The 20,071-nt window shown below is 66.8% G+C and carries 22 protein-coding genes; 13 read left to right on the plus strand and 9 right to left on the minus strand.

From position 1 onward, the window contains the following. Positions 1-47: 47 nt before the first annotated feature. From AC07O0_RS02710 to AC07O0_RS02730, 5 genes are all read left to right on the plus strand, one after another. Positions 48-806, plus strand: coding sequence for a GntR family transcriptional regulator (locus AC07O0_RS02710; RefSeq protein WP_494619806.1), 759 nt, complete (start codon positions 48-50; stop codon positions 804-806). Further along, positions 803-2,002, plus strand: coding sequence for a mandelate racemase/muconate lactonizing enzyme family protein (locus AC07O0_RS02715; RefSeq protein WP_494619807.1), 1,200 nt, complete (start codon positions 803-805; stop codon positions 2,000-2,002). The genes AC07O0_RS02710 and AC07O0_RS02715 overlap by 4 nt, the downstream gene beginning before the upstream one ends. Positions 2,003-2,148: 146 nt before the next feature. Then, positions 2,149-2,553: a RidA family protein gene (locus tag AC07O0_RS02720; protein WP_494619809.1), complete on the plus strand. Its 405-nt coding sequence runs from the start codon at positions 2,149-2,151 to the stop codon at positions 2,551-2,553. A gap of 138 nt (positions 2,554-2,691) precedes the next feature. After that, positions 2,692-3,120, plus strand: a complete 429-nt coding sequence (locus AC07O0_RS02725; RefSeq protein ID WP_091831716.1) for an Hsp20 family protein — start codon at positions 2,692-2,694, stop codon at positions 3,118-3,120. A 109-nt stretch (positions 3,121-3,229) separates the two neighbouring features. Next, entirely contained in the window at positions 3,230-3,484 is a 255-nt protein-coding gene (locus AC07O0_RS02730; protein WP_454026327.1) for a BQ00720 family protein, read from the plus strand. A 6-nt stretch (positions 3,485-3,490) separates the two neighbouring features. Here AC07O0_RS02730 and AC07O0_RS02735 read toward each other — a convergent pair whose 3' ends face one another. Next, positions 3,491-4,276 carry an alpha/beta hydrolase gene (locus tag AC07O0_RS02735; protein WP_494619810.1) on the minus strand — a complete coding sequence of 262 codons (786 nt, stop codon included), beginning with the start codon at positions 4,274-4,276 and terminating at the stop codon, positions 3,491-3,493. 125 nt (positions 4,277-4,401) lie between these two features. Here AC07O0_RS02735 and AC07O0_RS02740 point away from each other — a divergent pair, with 125 nt between their 5' ends. Beyond that, positions 4,402-5,625, plus strand: coding sequence for a glycosyltransferase (locus AC07O0_RS02740; protein ID WP_494619811.1), 1,224 nt, complete (start codon positions 4,402-4,404; stop codon positions 5,623-5,625). Positions 5,626-5,683: 58 nt separating this feature from the next. Further along, positions 5,684-6,253, plus strand: coding sequence for a translation initiation factor IF-3 (gene infC / locus AC07O0_RS02745; RefSeq protein ID WP_454026325.1), 570 nt, complete (start codon positions 5,684-5,686; stop codon positions 6,251-6,253). A gap of 95 nt (positions 6,254-6,348) precedes the next feature. Here infC and AC07O0_RS02750 read toward each other — a convergent pair whose 3' ends face one another. The 6 genes from AC07O0_RS02750 to AC07O0_RS02775 form a co-directional block, all read right to left on the minus strand. Beyond that, positions 6,349-6,642, minus strand: a complete 294-nt coding sequence (locus AC07O0_RS02750; protein ID WP_494619813.1) for a GYD domain-containing protein — start codon at positions 6,640-6,642, stop codon at positions 6,349-6,351. Between the two features lie 144 nt (positions 6,643-6,786). Continuing rightward, the gene (locus tag AC07O0_RS02755; RefSeq protein WP_494619815.1) at positions 6,787-7,419 is read right to left on the minus strand and encodes an aspartate/glutamate racemase family protein; all 633 of its coding nucleotides are present in this window, start codon (positions 7,417-7,419) and stop codon (positions 6,787-6,789) included. After that, on the minus strand, positions 7,419-8,432 hold the full coding sequence (locus AC07O0_RS02760; protein WP_494620650.1) for an amino acid ABC transporter substrate-binding protein: 1,014 nt from the start codon (positions 8,430-8,432) through the stop codon (positions 7,419-7,421). The genes AC07O0_RS02755 and AC07O0_RS02760 overlap by 1 nt, the downstream gene beginning before the upstream one ends. 66 nt (positions 8,433-8,498) lie before the next feature. Next, positions 8,499-9,836 carry an aspartate aminotransferase family protein gene (locus tag AC07O0_RS02765; RefSeq protein ID WP_494619816.1) on the minus strand — a complete coding sequence of 446 codons (1,338 nt, stop codon included), beginning with the start codon at positions 9,834-9,836 and terminating at the stop codon, positions 8,499-8,501. Beyond that, complete coding sequence (locus tag AC07O0_RS02770; RefSeq protein ID WP_494619818.1) at positions 9,833-10,726, minus strand: MurR/RpiR family transcriptional regulator; 894 nt, start codon at positions 10,724-10,726, stop codon at positions 9,833-9,835. Before AC07O0_RS02770 ends, AC07O0_RS02765 begins: the two co-directional genes overlap by 4 nt. 113 nt (positions 10,727-10,839) lie before the next feature. Continuing rightward, entirely contained in the window at positions 10,840-11,430 is a 591-nt protein-coding gene (locus AC07O0_RS02775; RefSeq protein ID WP_494619820.1) for a TetR/AcrR family transcriptional regulator, read from the minus strand. Positions 11,431-11,559: 129 nt separating this feature from the next. On the opposite strand from AC07O0_RS02775, the gene AC07O0_RS02780 reads away from it, so the two are divergent. The 3 genes from AC07O0_RS02780 to rplT all read left to right on the plus strand — a co-directional run bounded on the left by AC07O0_RS02780 (position 11,560) and on the right by rplT (position 13,528). After that, entirely contained in the window at positions 11,560-12,765 is a 1,206-nt protein-coding gene (locus AC07O0_RS02780; RefSeq protein ID WP_494619822.1) for an MFS transporter, read from the plus strand. Positions 12,766-12,925: 160 nt separating this feature from the next. Then, positions 12,926-13,126, plus strand: a complete 201-nt coding sequence (gene rpmI, locus AC07O0_RS02785; RefSeq protein ID WP_091831700.1) for a 50S ribosomal protein L35 — start codon at positions 12,926-12,928, stop codon at positions 13,124-13,126. A 27-nt stretch (positions 13,127-13,153) separates the two neighbouring features. After that, positions 13,154-13,528, plus strand: coding sequence for a 50S ribosomal protein L20 (gene rplT / locus AC07O0_RS02790; protein ID WP_057187775.1), 375 nt, complete (start codon positions 13,154-13,156; stop codon positions 13,526-13,528). 179 nt (positions 13,529-13,707) lie between these two features. Here the strand turns inward: rplT and AC07O0_RS02795 are convergent, their stop codons facing one another. Next, complete coding sequence (locus AC07O0_RS02795) at positions 13,708-14,469, minus strand: LOG family protein (RefSeq protein WP_494619825.1); 762 nt, start codon at positions 14,467-14,469, stop codon at positions 13,708-13,710. Between the two features lie 222 nt (positions 14,470-14,691). Here AC07O0_RS02795 and pheS point away from each other — a divergent pair, with 222 nt between their 5' ends. The 3 genes from pheS to pheT are packed head-to-tail and all read left to right on the plus strand — an operon-like array spanning position 14,692 to position 19,404. Beyond that, positions 14,692-15,774, plus strand: a complete 1,083-nt coding sequence (pheS, locus tag AC07O0_RS02800; RefSeq protein WP_494619827.1) for a phenylalanine--tRNA ligase subunit alpha — start codon at positions 14,692-14,694, stop codon at positions 15,772-15,774. A gap of 22 nt (positions 15,775-15,796) precedes the next feature. Beyond that, entirely contained in the window at positions 15,797-16,984 is a 1,188-nt protein-coding gene (locus AC07O0_RS02805) for a glycosyltransferase (RefSeq protein WP_494619829.1), read from the plus strand. Further along, positions 16,981-19,404, plus strand: coding sequence for a phenylalanine--tRNA ligase subunit beta (gene pheT / locus AC07O0_RS02810; RefSeq protein WP_494619831.1), 2,424 nt, complete (start codon positions 16,981-16,983; stop codon positions 19,402-19,404). Before AC07O0_RS02805 ends, pheT begins: the two co-directional genes overlap by 4 nt. Before the next feature lie 3 nt (positions 19,405-19,407). Here pheT and AC07O0_RS02815 read toward each other — a convergent pair whose 3' ends face one another. Then, positions 19,408-19,986: a hypothetical protein gene (locus AC07O0_RS02815; protein ID WP_494619833.1), complete on the minus strand. Its 579-nt coding sequence runs from the start codon at positions 19,984-19,986 to the stop codon at positions 19,408-19,410. Positions 19,987-20,071: the final 85 nt, after the last annotated feature.

Raw genomic sequence — 20,071 nt, forward strand, 5'->3', positions numbered from 1 at the left:
GTATGATTGTATACGATCATACGAAGTGTCAAGCGAGAGAGATTCGAATGCCGGAGACTGGTGGACGCGAGGCAGCGAGCGAGGTGGCAGCAGTGGAACGGGCAGGGGCGCCGGCTCCGGACTGGCAGCCGCTCCAGCCGCAGACTCTCGTCGACCACGCGATCGAGGCGATCATCGCCGGCGCCGCCGCCGGATTGATCCTGCCGGGCGATCGCATCGTCGAGGTCGACCTTGCCCGCAAGCTGGGGGTCAGCCGCGTACCCGTCCGCGAAGCGCTGCGCCTGCTGGAAAGCCAGGGCGTCGTGGTCAGCGAGCCCTATAAGGGCATCAGGCTGCGCCCGGTCACCAATGAGCGCGTCTCTGACCTGATCGAGGCCCGCATCGCGCTCGAGGCCAGCGCCACGGCCCGTGCCGTCGCCGCCGGCCGCAATCGCGGCAGCCATCTCGATGAATTGCGCAGCGCCGTCGCCGAGATGGAGCTGATGGCGGCGCGCGGCAGCGCCTATGGCGTCGCCGTCGCCGATACGCGCTTCCACCGCGCGCTCTGCCGGCTCGGCGGCAACAGTGTCACGCTCGACCTCTGGGAGACGCTGGCGCCGCAATGCACGATCATTTTCGGCCTCGCCACCTTCGGCAAGCCGATGGCCGGCGTGGTCGAGGAGCATGTCGACCTGCTCGCCGTGTTCGAGGCCGGGGATATCGAGGCGATCGGACGCACGCTCGACGAGCACATCACCGTGATGAACCACGCGATGGATTACGAGGCCATCGTCGCCAGGCGCCGCAGGGAAAGGGACGCACAGTGAACGACCAGGCTCTTCCGCAGACGCGCACGGGCAGCCGGCCGGCAGGGTTGCCGCCCTTCAGGATCACCCGCATCGAAGCCGCCCCGCTCTTCGGTGAGAGCCCGAAGGGCGGCTGGTCGGCCGAGATCCGGCCGGAGGATTCGATCCATGCCCTGATCGCGGTCCATACCGACCAGGGCATCACCGGCTATGGCAGCGTCTTCACCGACGGGCGCTTGGTCCAGGCCGGGCTCAAGGTGCTGGAGCCGCTCTTCCTCGGCGCGGATGCGCTCTCGCCCGACTTCGTCAGCGAGAAGCTGCACCAGAACACCTTCTGGATGGGCCGCGGTGGCACGCTGACGCACACGATCAGCGGCATCGACATCGCGCTCTGGGACATCCTCGGTCAGGCGACCGGCCTCAGCGTCGGACGGCTGCTCGGCGGCCGCTATCGCGAGCGCGTCCAGCCCTATTGCTCGCTGCTGATGGAGGAGCCGGACGCGATGCGGGATGTGGTCGCGAGTTATCGTGACAAGGGCTTCTCCGCCTTCAAGATCGGCTGGGGGCCGTTCGGCCGGGCGCTCGACACCAGGCTCGACGAGGCGATCGTGCGCGCCGCGCGCGAGGCCGCCGGCGAGCGCTCAAAACTCTTCGTCGATGCCGGCGCCAGTGACGCGCTCTGGCCGCATGGATTGAAATGGGCCAAGCGCACCGCCGAGATGCTGGCCGACTACGAGGTCGGCTGGTTCGAGGAGCCGGTGCGGCCGGATGCGATCGACGACTACCGGGAGCTGCGCCGCTCCTCGCCGGTGCCGATCGCCGGCTGCGAAGTGCTGACCCGGCGTCAGAATTTCATTCCCTGGCTGACCACCGGCGCGGTCGATATCGTCCAGCCCGATGTCACCAAGGTCGGCGGCATTTCCGAGCAGCGCCGCATCGCCTGGATGGCCTATGATCTCGGCATCAAATATGTCGGCCATGGCTGGAACACCGCGCTCGGCCTCGCCGCCGACCTGCAGATGGCCACGGCCTTCCCCGACGCCGATCTGGTCGAGTTCATCGGCGGCAGCCCTTATGTCGACGGTATCCTCGCCAAGCCCTTCGATCTCGATGCGGAAGGCTGGTTGACCATCCCCGATCTGCCGGGCCTCGGCGTCACCATCGATCGCGATAAGCTCTCCAAGTATACGCCCGACGCGGGAGCCCTCTTCGCGTGACGATGTCGGAAGACCGGTAGCGCTCCCGGAGAGAGCGCCGGGCACTGCCAAGGCGCGGCTGTACTGCAGCCGATTGCGCGAGCGCCCTGCGCTGGCCTAGCTTGCCGGCCCGGCGGCCGGGAGCCGCCAGCTTCGGGAGCTCGCCCATGCCTAGCAAGATCGATCTCGTCAGCCCCGCCTCGCTCTCGCCGCCGACCGGCTACTCGCACCTCGCGATTGTCGAGGCAGGCAAGCAGGTGCATGTCTCCGGCCAGGTCGCTTACGACCCGATGGGCAAGGTGGTCGGGGAGGGCGATATCGCCGCCCAGGCCGAGCAGGTTTACGCCAATCTCGCTGCCGCCCTGGCCGCGGCCGGGACAGACTTCACCAAGGTGTTCAAGCTGGTGACCTATGTCGTCGACCTCTCGACCGAGAAAGCGGTCGCCGTGCGCAAGGTGCGGATGAAATATCTCGGCGACGGCCCCTTTCCGGCGAGCACCATGGTCGGGGTCACCGCCCTGGTCGACCCGCGCCTTCTGATCGAGATCGAGGCGATCGCCGCGCTGGACTGAGGCGGCGGTCCACAGGACTTGCGGCGCGCCGCGCTGCTCGCCATATCCTGCTTACGCGGTTGGGTTCGCCTTTCGCGTACGGGGCGCTGCGCAAGCGGGCTCCGGTAGTTCCAGAGGCGCCTTTCAAAGGGCTTCGTGATGACGCGTCCGCCTAGTCTGTCGCATCCCTTCCTGCTCGGCTTCGACGATATCGAGCGGGCTCTCGACCGGGTCGCCAAAGGCGCCGGCGATGGCTATCCGCCCTACAATATCGAGCGCATGCCGCGCACCGAGGATGAGCCCGACAAGCTCAGGATCACGCTCGCGGTGGCCGGGTTCTCGCGCGACCAGCTCGAGATCACGCTGGAGGAAAACCAGCTGACCATCCGCGGCCGTCAGGTCGACGACAAGACGCGCCATTTCCTGCATCGCGGCATCGCCGCGCGGCAGTTCCAGCGCTCCTTCCTGCTCGCCGACGGCATGCAGGTCCTGGGGGCTGATCTCTCGAACGGGCTGCTCGCAATCGATCTGGCCCGTCCGGAACCGGAACGGCTCGTCCGGCGTATCGATATCATGAGCCGCGACTAGGCCCCTGAGGGCTACAGAAGGTCGGTACGTGAGGGCATGCGGTTTGCTTTCCGTTCATGATCAGGAGTCAACAATCAAACCGCCTCGCACTGCTCTGAAGGAGGGCGCGATGACTGAGACCAGAACCTCTCCCCTGACCACGGCTGAATTCGCCGCGCTCGGCAACGGCCAGGTCGCCTATCTCAAGCCGATTATGTCGGATGAGCTGGCCCGTATTTTTCCGCAGGCGCCGGAGATCGAGCCCGGCCTGCAGCTCTTCGCGCTGCTCGCGGCCGATGGCGTACCGATCCTGGTGACCGATTCCCTCGAGGCCGCAACGGCCAACGCTTGGGAGCACGATCTCAGGATGGTCAGCCTGCACTAACCTGTTTCAGGCCGTCGCGGGTACGACCCCCGCGACGGCTGTCACCAGACGCTCGATGTCGTCCGGTGTCGACAGGCGATGGTCGCCGTCCTTGATCAGGGTCAGCACGACCGGATCGTGCGGCAGATGTTCGACCAGCTTCAGCGCCTGGCCATAGGGCACGTCGGGATCCTTCATTCCTTGCAGGATATGGACGGGGCAGCCGGTCTCCAGCGGCTGCCCGAACAGGAGATGGCGCCTGCCGTCCTCGATCAGCGCCCTCGTGATCGGCATCGGTTCGGGCGAATATTCCGACGGCCGCTGCCAGACGCCCTCCGTCATGATTGCTGCACGGATCGCTTCCGGCATCTGTGCCCACATCAGCTCCTCGGTGAAGTCGACGGCCGGCGCGATCAGCACGAGGCCGGCGGGCTGGAGTTGCGGCGCAGTCTTGCGCAGCTTCAGCGTCGTCAGCAGCGCGACCCAGCCGCCCATGGACGAGCCGACCAGGACCGCTGGACCTTGCGCATGCGCAGACAGAACCGCCTGCGCGTCCTCGATCCAGTGCGACATCGTCCACTGCGCGAAGTCGCCGCTCGATTCGCCGTGACCGGCATAGTCGAAGCGGATGAAGGCACGCCCTGAGCGCTCGGCCCAGGCCGCCAGCGCTTCGGCTTTGGTGGCGCGCATGTCCGAGCGCAGGCCGCCGAGCCAGACCACCGGCGGGCCCTTGCCGGCCTGCGCCAGCACCGCGATTTCGCGGCGCTCGCTGCCTGCGCCGACGCTCAGAAATTGCGGCTGCGGCCTCGTCACTCTAATCTCTCCTGTGGTGAACCGGGCGAAAGCAGGCATGTCCCTGCTGTAATGCCGCCCGATTTAGTGATCATTCCGGCTCCGATAACACCCGCGAGTCGTCTAGCAGAAGGCCCTTTCGAACGGTGAGCATTTCCCTGCGTTCCGGCGCGCAATTGTCCCTGCCTTCGACCGAGACGCATCCGCTGGCCGGGCGCACCGTGCTGCAGATCATCCCGGAGCTGGAAGCCGGCGGGGCCGAGCGGACCGCGGTCGACATCGCTGCTGGGCTGACCGAGGTCGGCGCGCGGGCGCTGGTCGCGACGGAGGGCGGGCGGCTCGTCGCCGAACTGCAGGCCAAGGGCGGCATCTGGCTGCCGTTTCCGGCGGCGGCCAAGAACCCGGTCTCGATGCTGCTCAACGTGCGGACTTTCGCGCTGCTCTGCAAGCGTGAGCGGGTCGACCTCGTCCATGCCCGCTCGCGGGCGCCGGCCTGGGTCGCGCTGGCGGCGACGCGGGCGTTGAAACTGCCCTTCGTCACGACCTATCACGGCTCCTACAATGCCCGTTCGGCGGTGAAGAACCTGTACAATTCGGTGATGGCGCGCAGCGACGTCGTCATCGCCAACTCCGGCTACACCGCCGACCTGATCCGGGCCCGGCACGGCTTCGCCCGTGACCGCATCCGCGTCGTCCATCGCGGCACGGACTTTTCCGCCTTCGCGCCGGCGGCCGTGAACCCGGAGCGGATCAGCGCGCTGCGCAGCGCCTGGGGCGTCGAGCCGCATCAGCGCATCGTGCTGCTGCCCGGCAGGCTCACCGGCTGGAAGGGCCAGAAGGTGCTGATCGAGGCGGCACGCCAGCTCCGCGATGCCGGCGACGAGGACACCGCCTTCATCCTCGCCGGCGATGCGCAGGGCCGTGACGGCTATGTGCGCGAGCTCGACGACGCCATTGCCAAGGCCAAGCTCGAAGGCCGGGTCCGCCGTGTCGGCCATTGCTCTGACATGCCGGCCGCCTTCCTCGCCGCGGCCGTCGTCGCCGTGCCCTCGACCGAGCCCGAGGCTTTCGGCCGTGTCGCGGTCGAGGCACAGGCGATGGGCACGCCGGTCGTCGTCTCCAATCTCGGCGCCGTGCCCGAGACGGTGCTGGCGCCGCCGCAGGTTGCGCCGCAGGAGCGCAGCGGCTGGCATGTCCCGCCCGACGATGCGGCGGCACTCGCCGAGGCCCTGCGCGAGGCGCTGGCGCTCAGGCCGTCCGCTCGCGATGCGCTGGCGCGGCGCGCCAGGCTGCATGTCGAGCGCCACTTCTCATTGGCCTCGATGGTCAATGACACACTTGATGTCTATTGCGCCCTGCTCGGGCGCTGAAACTGTCTGATCCATTGACAACGCTTCGCGTTGTGCAATGTGTCTCACCAACGGCGCGATGCGCCATTCACAGGAGAATACAGCCATTCGTCGTCCCTTCCGTGCCGCACCAGCCCCCGTCAAGGACGGTCCTCGCGCCAACCGCGACATCCGTGGCGTCCGCGACGTCCAGCTCATCGACGATACCGGCGCCAACCGTGGCGTGGTCTCGTTCTTCGAGGCGCTCAAGATTGCCGAGGATGCCGGTCTCGATCTGGTCGAGATCGCCCCCAATTCTGTGCCGCCCGTCTGCAAGATCCTCGATTACGGTCGCTTCCGCTTTCTCGAGCAGAAGAAGGCGTCCGAGGCGCGCAAGAAGCAGCGCACCATCGAGATCAAGGAAATCAAGCTTCGCCCCGGCATCGACAAGCACGACTACGACGTGAAGATGAAGGCGATGCACGGCTTCTTCGAAGAAGGCGACAAGGTGAAGGTCACCCTGCGCTTCCGCGGCCGCGAGATGGCGCACCAGGACCTCGGCGTGAAGGTGCTGGAGCGCGTCAAGGCCGATACGCTCGAGGTCGCCAAGGTCGAGAGCGACTGGCAGCTCGAAGGCCGCCAGATGGTGATGGTGCTCGCGCCGAAATAAGGCGAGGCTTGCGCGCCTTGCCGAAGGCACTGCGCCCGAACCTGACTTTCACAAAGCCCGGCCGTTTCGGCCGGGCTTTGTCATGTCGGTGACGTCTAGCTGACCGAGCGGATGATCTCGCGATAGGCTGCTTCGGGGAAGGCCTTGAGCGTTTCCGTGCGAACATTGCCGAGCATGGCGAGCTGCAGGCAGAAACGCGCCTGCACGGCATCGTCCGGCGCCTCGCCGATCACGACCATGTCGTATTTGCCCATGGTCATGAAGAAGGCCTTGAAGTCGCCGCCCATGTCTTTCAGCGCCTGCTTGGCCGCGTCGAGACGGGTGGGCGAGTCCTTGAGGTTGCGTGCGCCCTGGTCGGTCCAATTGAGCAGCATGATGTAGGTCGTCATCGCGCTCTCCCCGAAAGGCCCGGCCTTTCGTCGGAAGCTGCCTACGGCGGCCGGCTTGTCGCCGCATCGGTTCCGGATGGCCGTTGAACCATCCGCCGGGCCTGTCCCGCCAATCTAGCATGACGGGCCAGTGTCAGGCAGGGCCTATTGGCCGAGCAGGCGCTTCAGCTTCCTGACTGCGCTGTCCGGCGTCGTCAGCACCGGCTTGCCCGTCGCGGCTGCGACCGTGGTCGCCGCCCGTGCCAGGCTGAACTGCGCCAGCGCGATCGCATCGCACTCCGCCAGATCAGTGGCCGCCAGCGCGGCCAGCCGGTCGTGCTCGGCCGCGTCACCGCGATCGAGCGCGGCGAGCGCGCCCTCGGCGAGTTTCGGCTTGACCGTGAGCGACCCCGGAAATTCCGGCGGCATCGATTGCAGCGTCGGTCCGAAGCTGGCGAGCAGGCCGATCCGGCCGCCGATCGCCTCGGCTTCCTCGATCATCGCCTCGTTCGGCTTCAGCACGGGCAGGGGGGCAAGCGCGCGCTGCACCGCCTCGATGCAGGGGCCGAAGGCCGAGCAGGTGAAGAGGATGCCGTCGGCTCCGGTCGCCCGCGCATAGCTGGCGAGGCTGAGGAAGCGCCCGGTCATGGCCTCGGTGATCCGCCCGTCCTTGGAGAGATCGGCCGAGAGGCTGTCGTCGAGCAGGTTCATCAGCGTGGCCTCAGGCCACAACCGCGCGAACGCCGCCTCGATCGGAGGCGGCGAATGGCGCAGCGCGTGGATCAGCGCGATCCGCATCAGCGGATGGGGTGCGGGTATTGCAGCCCGCCCTTGGAGGCGAGGTCGTTCAGCCCGCGCTTCAACTGCAGCTTGGAGCCCGTGCCGACATTGCGCTCGAAGCTCTCGCCGTAATTGCCGATGTGCTTGATGACGCGATAGGCCCAGTCATTGCTCAGGCCGAGGCCCTCGCCGAACTTGCCCTCGACGCCGAGCAGGCGCTTGATCTCGGGATTCCCCGACTTCAGCTGCTCGTCGACATTGGCCTTGGTCACGCCGAGCTCCTCGGCGTTGAGCATGGCGTAGTGCACCCATTTCACCAGCGCGACCCAGCTCTCGTCGCCGCGCTTCACCGCCGGGCCGAGCGGCTCGCGCGAAATCAGCGTCGGCAGGATGACGAAATCGTCCGGCTTGGAGAATTTCAGCCGCTCGGCGGCAAGGCCCGACGTGTCGGTGGTGAAGGCGTCGCAACGCCCGGCCTCCAGCGCCTTCACGCCTTCTTCGTTGGTGGCGAAGCCGATGATCTCGTATTTTAGTTTGTTGGCACGGAAGAAGTCGGCGAGGTTGAGCTCGGTCGTCGTCCCCTGGGTCACGCAGATCGAGGCGCCGTTCAAGCCTTTCGCCTCGGCGACCCCCAGCGACTTGCGCACCATGAAGCCCTGGCCGTCGAAATAGTTGATGATCGGCCAGGACATGCCGGCCGTGGTGTCGCGCGACATCGTATAGGTCGCGTTGCGGGCGAGCATGTCGACCTCGCCCGACTGCACCACGACGAAGCGCATCTGCGGCGTCGTCGGGATGAACTTGACCTTGTTCGGGTCGTTGAAGATCGCCGTCGCGACGGCGCGGCAGAGGTCGATGTCGAGCCCGTCCCAGCGCCCGTCCGGCCCCTGGATGCCGAAGCCGGGCAGGGCGATATGGTTGCCGCAGATCAGCTCGCCGCGTGCCTTGACGCGCTCGAGCGTGCCGGTCTGGGCGCCGGCCGCCCCGACGAAGCCGAGCGTGGCGAGCCCCGCAAAGAGTACGTGTTTCAAGTGCTTCATGGTGGTTCCCCTGTTGTGGAAGCACCGGGCTCTGCCGGCCCGGATTGTGGTTAGACCTCAGGCCGGTCGGGCCGAGGCCAAGCTTGCATCGAGCGCGTCGCCCAGGCGTTCGACGATGGTGTCGACGGTTGCGGCGTCGATGATGAAGGGCGGTGCCAGCAGGACATGGTCGCCGGCGGTGCCGTCGGCCGTTCCACCCATCGGATAGATCAGCAGGCCGCGCTCCTGCGCCGCCTGCTTGATCCTGGCGTTGAGCTTCAGGGCGGGATCGAAGGGCGTCCTGGTCGAGCGGTCGGCGACGATCTCGACGCCCCAGAAATGGCCGCGTCCGCGGATGTCGCCGACATGGTGGTGGTTGCCGAAGCGCTCGCGCAGGCGCTGCTCCAGCCGCGCACCCTGCTTGCGGACATTGGCGAGGAGATCGTCGCGCTCGATCACCTGCTGCACCGCGAGCGCGGCGGCGCAGGCGAGGGGATGGCCCACGTAAGTTTGGCTGTGCGGGAAGACGCCCGAGCCCTGCCGGACCGCCTCGACGACTCGCTTCGACGCCAGCATGGCGCCGATCGGCGCATAGCCGCCGCCCAGCCCCTTGGCGATCGCCATCAGGTCGGGCGCGATGCCCTCCTGCTCGCAGGCGTGCAGCGTACCGGTGCGGCCCATGCCGCTCATCACCTCGTCGAGGATCAGCAGCACGCCATGCCGGTCGCAGATCTCGCGGATGCGCTTGAAATAGCCGGGCGCGGCCGGAACGGCGCCGAGCGTCGCGCCGACCACCGTCTCGGCGACGAAGGCGCAGACCGTCTCCGGGCCGAGCTCCAGGATCTTCGCCTCGAGCTCGTCGGCGACGCGCAGCGCGTATTCCTCGCTGGTCTCGTCGGCCTGCCGGCCGCGATACTCGTAGCAGGGCGCGATGTGATGACCCTGCATCAGCATCTCAGCGAAGGGCGCACGGTCCTTCATCCGCCCGCCGACCGAAAGCGCCCCCAGCGTGATGCCGTGATAGCTCTGCCGCCGCGAGATGAAGTTGACGCGGCGCGCCTCGCCCTTCTCGACAAAATAATGCCGGGCCAGCTTCAGGCAGGCCTCGATCGCCTCCGAGCCCGAGCTGCAGAAGTAGACGCTCTCCATGCCGGCCGGCGCCCGCGCGATCAGATGGTCGGCGAGCTCCTCGGCGGCGTCGGTGGTGAAGAAGCTGGTATGGGCATAGGCGAGCTTGTCGATCTGCGCATGCATCGCCGCCAGTACGTCGGGATGGCCGTGACCGAGGCAGGAAACGGCGGCGCCGCCCGAGGCGTCGATATGCTCGCGCCCATCACGGTCGCGCAGCATCATGCCCTCACCGCCGGCCGCGGTCGGATAGGTCTTGCTCAGCATGCGATGCAGGATGTGGCTCATCGATGGCCTCGCCTGGTGGATCGGGGAGTGAGGAAGGTGCCGGCCGCGTCGAGTGTGGCCTCATGACGGGCGATTGCGTCGAGCGCGGCCTCGCCCTTGCGTGCCGTCATCAGCGCCGCCAGGCATTCGACTGCGGCGAAGGCCGGCGTCATCGTATGGAAGAAGGAGGGCGTCTCGGTCCTGACCAGCAGCGCTATATCGGCGAGCGTAGCCAGAGGCGAGAGCATGCTGTCGGTCAGCGCCACGACCTTTGCGCCGCGCTCTCTGGCGATCTCGGCGGCCTGCACGGTCAGGCGCGTATAGGGCGCGACCGAGACGGCAAAGAGCGCATCGCCCGGCCCGATCCGGCGCAGCGCATCGATGCCGCGCCCGCCGGCGCCGTCGGCGAGCACGGAGCCGGCGCCGATCAGGTCGCGGATATAGTCGAGCATGAAGGCGGCCGGGAAGGCAGAGCGCAGGCCAAAGCAGAACACGGTCTGTGCTTCGCTGAGCAGATCGGCAGCTTGTTCGAAGCGGATGAGCGCCTGCGGCTCGCGCAGCGCTTTCAGATGCTCGGCCAGCGCCGCAAACATGTCCTGCGCGATCGCACCCGGGCCCTCTTCGCCATGGCGCTGCATCAGCTCACCGGCGCGGCCGGCAAAGCCCTCCGGCCGCCGCCGCAGCGCCGCCGCATGGACGGCGCGCAACTCGTCATAGCCCTTGAGGCCGAAGCGCTGCGCCAGCCGGGTGAGGGTGGCTGGCGACAGGCCGGCGCGCTTGGCCTGCTCGCGCGTGGTCAGCAGCGCGACATCGGCCGGATGGTCGAGCACCCAGCGCGCCGCCGTCTGCAATTGCTGCGGCAATTGCTCGAAGCTCTCGCTGAGGCTCGCCGTCAGGCCGGGCTTGTCCATGCGCTGGACCTTAGCAGGGCAAATTGGAATGTGAAACAGAATCTCTAATTCAGGTAATATGAAACATTTGTTTCTGGCCTGAGCGCCAGTTGCTGCATCACTCGGAGCTTCGTTCAGCGCCGCACGAGCAGCCCGTCGAGCATCAGGTTGAAGGCGTCGATCGCCTTGCGCGAGGTCGCTTTCGGATCGGGCGCGTTCGCGATCCATTGTGCCGCATATTGCGTCGCCCCGGCGATCAGCCGGGCGGCGGCTTCGGGATCGATCGGACCAACGATGCCGCTTTCGGCCAGCTTTGCCATGCTCTCGGTCATCGAGCGGATGCACTCGCTCAGCGTCGGCCAGTCCCAGGGATCGCCGAGTACGGCCGGGCCGTCGCGCAGCATGATGCGCTGGATCTCCGGGTCGAGTGCCAGCTCGATATAGGCGGTGCATTCGTCGCGAAAGCCGATCCAGGGATCGGACGCCTTCGCGGTGACCTCCCGCATATGTGCGTTCATCTCGCCGTCAATCTCGGTGATAACCGCGACCAGCAGACCCTTCTTGTCGCCGAAATGATGGTAGAGCGCCCCGCGCGTCAGCCCGGCCGAGGCGGTGAGATCATCCATTGAAGTCTCGGCATAGCCGACCGTGCCGAAGGCGGCGCGCGCCGCTGCGATCAGCTTCGCCCGCGTCTCGGCGATCATCTGGCTGCGCGGCTTGCGCATCATCCATGTCCCTTTCGCATACGCTCCGTATGTGAATTGACATACGTTCCGTATGTAACTACTCATGTCACATACGCAACGTATGTCAATTGCGCTTCCAGATTGCGCTTCGATGTGACGGAGACGTCCATGCCTAACCCCTATCGCGAGATTTTCCGGGCTCCCGGCACGATCGGCTTTTCAGCCGCCGGCTTCCTCGCCCGCATGCCATTCTCGATGCTGACGATCGGCATCGTCACGATGCTCTCCCAGGCGCGGGGCCAGTACTGGCTTGCCGGTGGCGTCGCCGCGACCTTCGCGTTCTCCAATGCGTTGATCGCGCCGCAGATCTCGCGGCTGGTCGACCGGCACGGCCAGAGCAAGGTACTGATTCCCGCGACGCTCGCGACCATTGTCGCGCTGATCGGGCTGATGCTGGCGACGCGCCTGGAGGCACCGATCTGGGTGCTCTTCCTCTTTGCCGCTCTCGCCGGGCTCGAGCCGAGCATGATGGCGATGGTGCGCGCCCGCTGGACCGAGATCTATCGCGATACGCCGCATCTGCGCACCGCCTTCGCCTTCGAATCGGTCATCGACGAAGTCATCTTCATGCTCGGCCCGGTGATCTCGATCGGCCTCAGCGTCATCTGGTTCCCGGAGGCCGGGCCGCTCGCGGCGACGATCATGCTCGCCGTCGGCATGGCCCTGTTCGTGGCGCAGCGCGCGACCGAGCCGCCGGTACACGCACAGGGCGTCGGCGCCAGCAGTTCCGCCATCCGCCTGGTGCCGGTGCAGATCATCGCCCTGCTGATGGTCGCGCTCGGTGTGGTCTTCGGCACGGCCGAGGTCACCGCGGTCGCCTTCGCCGAGGCGCAGGGCAACAAGGCTGCGGCGAGTCTCGCGCTCGCGGCCTATGCCGCCGGCTCGTTCATCACCGGACTTGTGTTCGGAGCACTTCGCCTGCGCATGCCGCTCGCCACGCAATTGCTGCTCGCGATCGGGCTTGCCGCGGCAACGACATTGCCACTGCTGATCGTGTCGTCGCTCTGGATGCTGGGCATCGTGCTGTTCATCGCCGGCGCCTCGATCTCGCCGACCGTCATCGTCGCGATGGCGCTGGTCGAGCGGCATGTGCCGGCCGCGAAGCTGACCGAGGGCATCACCTGGGTGATGACCGGCATGGGCATCGGCATGGCGGCGGGCTCGGCCGCCTCGGGCTGGCTGATCGACCTCTATGGCGCGAGCACCGGCTTCTATGTCTCGGTGGCCGGTGGGTTCTCGGCGCTGGCGATCGTCGCGGTCGGCTTCTGCCTGATCGCGGAGCCGCGGCGCGAGCCCGAACCGGCCCTCGCCTGAGCCGAAAGGAAGGCCGCGCTTGCAAGGGCGCGGCTTTTCTGTCATAGGCGCCACCTTCGATCGCCCGGCTGATAAGGGCTGCCGTGGCGATCGTACTTTGCTTCCCAAAGCAAAATTGAAGCGGCGCATTGTTCGCGCTCGCGACCTATGAGGAGCTGAAATGCCCAAGATGAAGACTAAATCGGCCGCCAAGAAGCGGTTCAAGGTCACCGGAACCGGCAAGGTGCTCTACGCCCAGGCCGGCAAGCGTCACGGGATGATCAAGCGGACCAACAAGCAGCTCCGCAATCACCGTGGGACGAACGTTCTTTTCGAAGGCGATGCCGCCAACGTGAAGAAGTACTTCCTCCCCAACGGCTGACGCCCCTAACTTTTCCGGAGATCAATCATGGCTCGCGTGAAACGGGGCGTTACGTCCCACGCCAAGCACAAGAAGACATTCAAGGCCGCCAAGGGCTTCTATGGCCGCCGCAAGAATACGATCCGCGCCGCCAAGGCGGCTGTCGATCGCTCGATGCAGTACGCCTATCGCGACCGCAAGAACAAGAAGCGCACCTTCCGCGCGCTCTGGATCCAGCGTCTGAACGCTGCGGTGCGCGAGCATGGCCTGACCTACTCGCTGTTCATCGGCGGTCTCGCCAAGGCGGGCCTCGAGCTCGATCGCAAGACCCTGTCGGCCCTCGCCATCGACGACGCTGCTGCCTTCGCCGCGGTGGTCGAGACGGTCAAGGGCGCGCTCGGCGCGGAAGCCAAGGCCGCCTGAGCGGACTTGCCTGATCGGAATACAAAAGGCCGGCGGAAACGCCGGCCTTTTTGTTTAGGCTCGCCGTCATGCTCGGCCTTGTGCCGAGTATCTACGTCTTGAACGCCGTGTTCTATCACTGAAGCAAAGTCGTGGATGGTCGGGACAAGCCCGACCATGACGTCGAGGTGCGGGACCGCCTAAGTCTGCACCTTCTCGACCGCCTTCGGCGTCCAGCTCTCGCCGGCGCCGTCGACGATGCGCTGGTAGGCTTCCTCGGGGCTGTCGGCATAGCAGAACAGCTTGAGGTCCTCGGGCCGGATGAAGCCGGCCTCCCGCATGCGTTCGAGGTTGATCAGTCCCTGCCAGTAGGCGCTGTCGTAGAGCACGATCGGCACCGGCGGCATCTTCCCGGTCTGCACCAGCGTCATGATCTCGAAGAGCTCGTCGAGTGTGCCGAAGCCGCCGGGAAAGACCACCAGCGCCGCCGCCCGCATGGCGAGGTGCATCTTGCGCATCGCGAAATAATGGAAGCGGAAGGTCAGGTCCGGCGTCGACCAGGCATTCGGCTCCTGCTCGTGCGGCAGGGTGATGTTGAAGCCGATCGAGACCGCGCCTGCCTCCGTCGCTCCGCGGTTGGCGGCCTCCATGATGCCGGGCCCGCCGCCGGTGGCGATGACATGGTGCCGGCCGCTCTCCTTGCCGTCGAGCGCGCCGCCGCGCTCCGAGGCGATCTTGCCGAACGCCCGCGCCGCCTCGTACCAGGGATTGCCCTCGCGCACCCGCGCCGAGCCGAAGACGACGATGGTCGAGACGATGCCGCGGGCCCGCAGGGCGTCCTCGGCCTTCTGGTATTCGAGCATGAAGCGCGCCCCGCGCGTCGAGTCGCCGAGGAGGAAGTCCCGGTCGAGCGCGGCGACCCGGTAGGAGGGCGAATTCTTCTGGGCGGTATTGTCGGGCATGCTCGTCGTCTCCGTCGTTGGCCCTGCATAGCCGTGCCGGGCAGCTCCTGTCGCCCCTCGCCTGGAGTGCAAGCATGATTGCGACGGGATTGTCATGAAGCGGATGGTAGAGTGGCGCCGTCGCCGAAAACCGCATGAGCAGGATGCTTTGCCAGCGTGATTGGGACTGGCATCCGCCTGCCGGAGCCCCTAGAAGGTGCCTCGCAAACAGGCTGAATTGGCATGAACGACATCAACACCCTTCGCGATTCCCTGGTCGGGGAGATCGAGGCGGCCGGCGACGAGACGGCGCTCGAGCAGCTGCGCATCGCGGCGCTGGGCAAGTCAGGCTCGGTCTCGGCGCTGCTGAAGACGCTCGGCACGATGACACCGGATGAGCGCAAGGAGCAGGGGCCGCGCATCAACGGCCTGCGCGATGTCGTCCAGCAGGCGCTCTCCGCCCGCAAGGACGCGCTCGGCGAGGCGGCGCTGGAAGCGCGGCTGGCGAGCGAGCGGCTCGACATCTCGCTGCCGGTGCGCGAGGGGCCGGAGGCGCGCGGGCGCATCCACCCGATCAGCCAGGTCATCGACGAGATCACCGCGATCTTCGGCGATATGGGCTTCGCGGTCGCCGAAGGCCCGGATGTCGAGACCGACGATCTCAACTTCACCAAGCTGAACTTCCCGGTCGGCCATCCCGCCCGCGAGATGCACGACACCTTCTTCTTCGCGCCGGATGCCAATGGCGAGCGCAAGCTGCTGCGCACCCATACCTCGCCGGTCCAGGTGCGCACGATGATGTCGCAGGAGCCGCCGATCCGGGTGATCTGCCCGGGCCGGACCTACCGCATGGATTCCGATCAGACCCACACGCCGATGTTCCATCAGGTCGAGGGGCTCGTCATCGACAAGAAGACCCATTTCGGCCACATGAAATGGGTGCTGGAAGAGTTCTGCAAGGCGTTCTTCGAGGTCGAGGGCGTCAAGATGCGCTTCCGGCCGTCCTTCTTCCCCTTCACCGAGCCTTCGGCCGAGGTCGATATCCAGTGCTCGCGCAAGGACGGTGAGATCCGCTTCGGCGAGGGCGAAGATTGGCTCGAGATCCTCGGCTGCGGCATGGTCCACCCGAACGTGCTCAGGAATTGCGGGCTCGATCCGGACGTCTATCAGGGCTTCGCCTGGGGCATGGGCATCGATCGCATCGCCATGCTGAAATACGGCATGCCGGACCTGCGGCCCTTCTTCGAGGCCGATATCCGCTGGCTCTCGCATTACGGTTTCCGTCCGCTCGACCTGCCGACCCTGACCGGTGGGCTGACCTCTTAAACCTCACCGCAAGGGGAGACGCATGAACGGCGCGCAATGGGCTGGGCTGATCGCGGCGCTGATGGTCGCCGCCAATCTGCTGTGCTTGGCCGTCGCCTTCGTGCGCCTGCGCCGGAAGCAGGCGCCGTCGCGCCTGCAGAGGCTCGCGCCGCCGGTGACGATCGTCCGCCCCGTTCGCGGCATCGAGACCTTCAGCCGGGAGACGCTGACCTCTGGCCTCGAGCTCGACTATCCCCAATACGAGACGATCTTCTGTGTCGCCGACGGCCATGACCCGATCGTGCCGCTGATCGAGGAGCTGATCGCGACCCATGGCGCCGACCGCGTCCGCCTGATCGTCGGCGACGTCGCTGTCAGCGCCAATCCCAAGCTCAACAACTGCGTCAAGGGCTGGGAAGCGGCGCGCCACGACTGGGTGGTGCTCGCCGATTCCAACGTGCTGATGCCGAAGGACTATATCCAGCGGCTGATGGGCTCCTGGCGCGACGACACCGGGCTGGTCTGCTCGACGCCCGCCGGCTCGCGGCCGGGTTGCTTCGGCGCCGAGGTCGAGTGCGCCTTCCTCAACACCTTCCAGGCGCGCTGGCAATATGCCGGCGAGGCGCTCGGCTTCGGCTTCGCCCAGGGCAAGTCGATGCTCTGGAACAAGCCCTTCCTCGACGCCAATGGCGGCATCGCCGCGCTCGCCGCCGAGATCGCCGAGGACGCCGCGGCGACCAAGCTGGTGCGCAAGGCCGGCAAGCACGTTCATCTCGTCGGCCAGCCCTTCGAGCAGCCGCTCGGGCCGCGCAAGCTCGGCGAGGTCGTGCAGCGCCAGTTCCGCTGGGCCCGGCTGCGCCGCGTCACCTTCCTGCCCTTCTTCGCGCCGGAAATCCTGGTCGGGCCGCTGGTGCCGGCGCTGCTGGCAGCATATGCCGCGCCGGCTTTCGGGCTCGCGATCTGGCAGGCGGTGCTCGCCGTGCTCGCGCTCTGGTATGCCGGCGAGATCGTGCTGGCCAAGGGCGTCGGTTGGTTCGTCAACTGGCGCACGCCGCTGGCCTATCTGGCGCGCGATATCGCTTTCCCCGGCATCTGGGCCTATGCCTTCGTCGCCCGCGAAGTCAGCTGGCGCGGCAATGCCATGAAGATCAAGGCCGATGGCGAGGACGAGCTGAACCAGGCCGTTCCCGCACTCTCGACGGCGAACATGCGTAGCGACGGAACACCATGAAGTTCACTCTCTCCTGGCTCAAAGAGCATCTCGACACCACCGACACGCTCGACACCATCACCGAGACGCTGACCCGTATCGGCCTCGAGGTCGAAGGCGTCGAGGACAAGGCCAAGGCGCTCTCGGCCTTCACCATCGCTTATGTCATCGAGGCGAAGCAGCATCCGAACGCCGACCGCCTGCGCGTCTGCATGGTCGACACCGGCTCAGGCGAGCCGGTCCAGGTCGTCTGCGGCGCGCCCAATGCCCGCACCGGCATGAAGAGCGTCTTCTCGCCGCCCGGCACCTATATCCCCGGCAAGGACATCACCCTCGGCAAGGGCGTGATCCGCGGCGTCGAGTCGAACGGCATGCTCTGCTCGGCCGCTGAATTGCAGATCTCCGAGGATCATGACGGCATCATCGACCTGCCGGAAGATGCCCCGCTCGGCCAGCCCTATGCGACCTATGCCGGGCTCGACGACGCCGTGATCGAGATCGCCGTGACGCCGAACCGCGCCGATGCGCTCGGCGTGTCCGGCATCGCCCGCGACCTCGCCGCCGCCGGCCTCGGCACGGTCAAGACGCCGCCGGTCCAGCCGGTGCGCGGCGCTTTCCCATGCCCGGTCGATCTCAAGCTCGACTTCGCCGAGCAAGACCGCAATCTCTGCCAGGCCTTCGCGCTGCGGCTGGTGCGTGGCGTCAAGAACGGCCCGTCGCCGGAATGGCTGCAGGCGCGGCTGCGCGCCATCGGCCTGCGGCCGATCAACGCCCTGGTCGACATTACCAACTTCATGACCTTCGACCGCAACCGGCCATTGCACGTCTTCGACGCGGCCAAGGTCAAGGGCGATCTCGTCGTGCGCCGCGCCAGGGACGGCGAGGAGGTGCTGGCGCTCGACGGGCGGACCTATGCGCTGACCTCCGAGATGGTCGTGATCACAGATGACAACGGCGTCGAATCGATCGCCGGCGTGATGGGCGGCGAGCATTCCGGCTGCGACGAGAGCACCACCGACGTGCTGGTCGAGAGCGCGCTCTGGAACACGCTCAACATCGCTCGCACCGGCCGTGCGCTCGGCATCAATTCCGATGCGCGCTACCGCAACGAGCGCGGCATCGATCCGGACTTCACCCGGCCGGGCCTCGACATGGCGACGCAGATGATCATGGCGCTCTGCGGTGGCGAGCCCTCCGAGGTCGTCTTCGCCGGCGATCTGCCGGAGAGTCCGGGCGCGATCGACTTCCCCTGGTCCGAGGTCAAGCGCCTGACCGGGCTCGACCTGCCGCAGGTCGAGATGAAGCTGGCCCTGACCTCGCTCGGCTTCCACGTCTCCGGCGCCGGTGATCGCGTCAAGGTCGCGCCGCCGTCGTGGCGTGCCGATGTCGAGGGCAAGGCCGATCTGGTCGAGGAGATCCTGCGCATCGCCGGGATCGACCGCGTCGACCCGGCGCCGCTGCCGCGCATCAAGGGCGAGGTGATCAAGCCGGTGCTGACCGTGCTGCAGAAGCGCACGCGCGCGGCCAAGCGTTTGCTCGCCAGCCGCGGCCTGGTCGAGGCGGTGACCTGGTCGTTCATCTCGCACAGCGCCGCCAAGCTCTTCGGCGGTGGCTCGCGCAAGCTCGTGCTCGCCAACCCGATCGCGGCCGATCTCTCCGACATGCGGCCTTCGCTGCTGCCGGGGCTGATCCGCGCAGGCCAGGCCAATGCCGATCGCGGCTTCGGCGACGTCGCCCTGTTCGAGGTCGGCCAGATCTTCCAGAGCGACGAGCCGGACGGCCAGCTCATCGCCGCCGCCGGCCTGCGCCGCGGCACGGCGAAGCTGGAAGGCGCCGGCCGCCATTGGGACGGTGCGTTGAAGTCCGTCGACGCTTTCGACGCCAAGGCCGATGTGCTCGGCCTGCTCTCCGGGCTTGGCGTACCGGTCGGCGGCCTGCAGATCATCGCTGGCGGTCCGGCCTGGGCCCATCCTGGCCGCTCGGCCACGCTCCAGTTCGGCCCCAAGGGCGTGATCGGCGCCTTCGGCGAAGTGCATCCCCGCGTGCTCAAGGCGCTCGACGTCAAGGGCCCGCTGGTCGCCTTCGAGATCCATCTCGATGCGCTGCCTCTGCCGAAATACAAGCCGACCAAGGTCAAGCCGAAGCTGGCGCTCTCCGACTTTCAGCCGGTGACGCGCGACTTCGCCTTCATCGTCGACCAAGCGGTGGCGGCCGGCGAGATGGCCAAGAGCGCCCAGAACGCCGACCGCGCTCTGGTCTCCGATGTTGGCGTCTTCGATCTCTATGAAGGCACGGGCGTCGAGCCGGGCAAGAAGTCGGTGGCGCTGGCGGTGACGCTGCAGCCGACGCAGAAGACGCTGACCGACGCCGAGATCGAGGCCGTCGCCGGCAAGATCGTCGCCGAGATGGCCAAGCGCTACGGCGCGGTGCTGCGCGGCTAACGCTCAGACCGGGGCTGCCGTCAGCGGCAGCCAGACTTCGTCTTTCGGGCGTGCGTCCGATGGTCCCCAGCTGTAGTGACCATCGGCCCGGTAGGCGAAGATATCACCGGACTTGCGATAGACGAGCCATTGCTCGTCTTCGCCATCGTCATAGGGCGAAGTTTCCAGCAATCCGCCGAGATCGAAAGTGAAGGTCGATCTGCCCCGGTGCGGCGCGACTGTCACTGCAAGAAGGCGCTGGCCGTCCAGTTCGGCGGCCGCTGCTGCGATGTCGGCGTCGGCAGAATCGGAACGAGCGATTTCCACGCCGGTCGCAAGGCATCGCCAGTTGCAGCAATAGATCCAGAGATGCCACTCGCCACGCGGCGTGACATTTCGCCGGGCCAATGACGCTTTTGTCCGGGGGCTTGCCCCCGCGCTGGCGTCGATCGGCTCCCTGATCTGGAGCGAAGGCTCTCCAAACTCGAAAGTCAGCATCGAGCCATGCCCCTTCTTAACGCCCCAGGCCGGTAGGCCGATGAGGGGAGCAAAGGCGCGCTTGACCGGGTCGCTTTCGTCCAATCCAGTGGGAGGCACCGTCATTCGCTGCAGCTTTGCCTTCGTTGGCGTCTACCCCGTTATTGACCAGAATTATGAAATAATCGACGCAAGAAATCGTTTGAAAATC

This window comes from Allobosea sp. GW821-FHT10B12 (assembly GCF_059415545.1).

What these genes read in the sequence shown, in the direction of transcription:
- AC07O0_RS02710 (WP_494619806.1), top strand. Translation starts at nt 48, where the DNA reads ATGCCGGAGACTGGTGGACGCGAGGCAGCGAGCGAGGTGGCAGCAGTG.
- AC07O0_RS02720 (WP_494619809.1), top strand. Translation starts at nt 2,149, where the DNA reads ATGCCTAGCAAGATCGATCTCGTCAGCCCCGCCTCGCTCTCGCCGCCG.
- AC07O0_RS02725 (WP_091831716.1), top strand. Translation starts at nt 2,692, where the DNA reads ATGACGCGTCCGCCTAGTCTGTCGCATCCCTTCCTGCTCGGCTTCGAC.
- AC07O0_RS02730 (WP_454026327.1), top strand. Translation starts at nt 3,230, where the DNA reads ATGACTGAGACCAGAACCTCTCCCCTGACCACGGCTGAATTCGCCGCG.
- infC (WP_454026325.1), top strand. Translation starts at nt 5,684, where the DNA reads ATGCGCCATTCACAGGAGAATACAGCCATTCGTCGTCCCTTCCGTGCC.
- AC07O0_RS02750 (WP_494619813.1), bottom strand. Translation starts at nt 6,642, where the DNA reads ATGACGACCTACATCATGCTGCTCAATTGGACCGACCAGGGCGCACGC.
- AC07O0_RS02755 (WP_494619815.1), bottom strand. Translation starts at nt 7,419, where the DNA reads ATGCGGATCGCGCTGATCCACGCGCTGCGCCATTCGCCGCCTCCGATC.
- AC07O0_RS02765 (WP_494619816.1), bottom strand. Translation starts at nt 9,836, where the DNA reads ATGAGCCACATCCTGCATCGCATGCTGAGCAAGACCTATCCGACCGCG.
- AC07O0_RS02770 (WP_494619818.1), bottom strand. Translation starts at nt 10,726, where the DNA reads ATGGACAAGCCCGGCCTGACGGCGAGCCTCAGCGAGAGCTTCGAGCAA.
- AC07O0_RS02775 (WP_494619820.1), bottom strand. Translation starts at nt 11,430, where the DNA reads ATGCGCAAGCCGCGCAGCCAGATGATCGCCGAGACGCGGGCGAAGCTG.
- AC07O0_RS02780 (WP_494619822.1), top strand. Translation starts at nt 11,560, where the DNA reads ATGCCTAACCCCTATCGCGAGATTTTCCGGGCTCCCGGCACGATCGGC.
- rpmI (WP_091831700.1), top strand. Translation starts at nt 12,926, where the DNA reads ATGCCCAAGATGAAGACTAAATCGGCCGCCAAGAAGCGGTTCAAGGTC.
- rplT (WP_057187775.1), top strand. Translation starts at nt 13,154, where the DNA reads ATGGCTCGCGTGAAACGGGGCGTTACGTCCCACGCCAAGCACAAGAAG.
- AC07O0_RS02795 (WP_494619825.1), bottom strand. Translation starts at nt 14,469, where the DNA reads ATGCCCGACAATACCGCCCAGAAGAATTCGCCCTCCTACCGGGTCGCC.
- pheS (WP_494619827.1), top strand. Translation starts at nt 14,692, where the DNA reads ATGAACGACATCAACACCCTTCGCGATTCCCTGGTCGGGGAGATCGAG.
- AC07O0_RS02805 (WP_494619829.1), top strand. Translation starts at nt 15,797, where the DNA reads ATGAACGGCGCGCAATGGGCTGGGCTGATCGCGGCGCTGATGGTCGCC.
- pheT (WP_494619831.1), top strand. Translation starts at nt 16,981, where the DNA reads ATGAAGTTCACTCTCTCCTGGCTCAAAGAGCATCTCGACACCACCGAC.
- AC07O0_RS02815 (WP_494619833.1), bottom strand. Translation starts at nt 19,986, where the DNA reads ATGACGGTGCCTCCCACTGGATTGGACGAAAGCGACCCGGTCAAGCGC.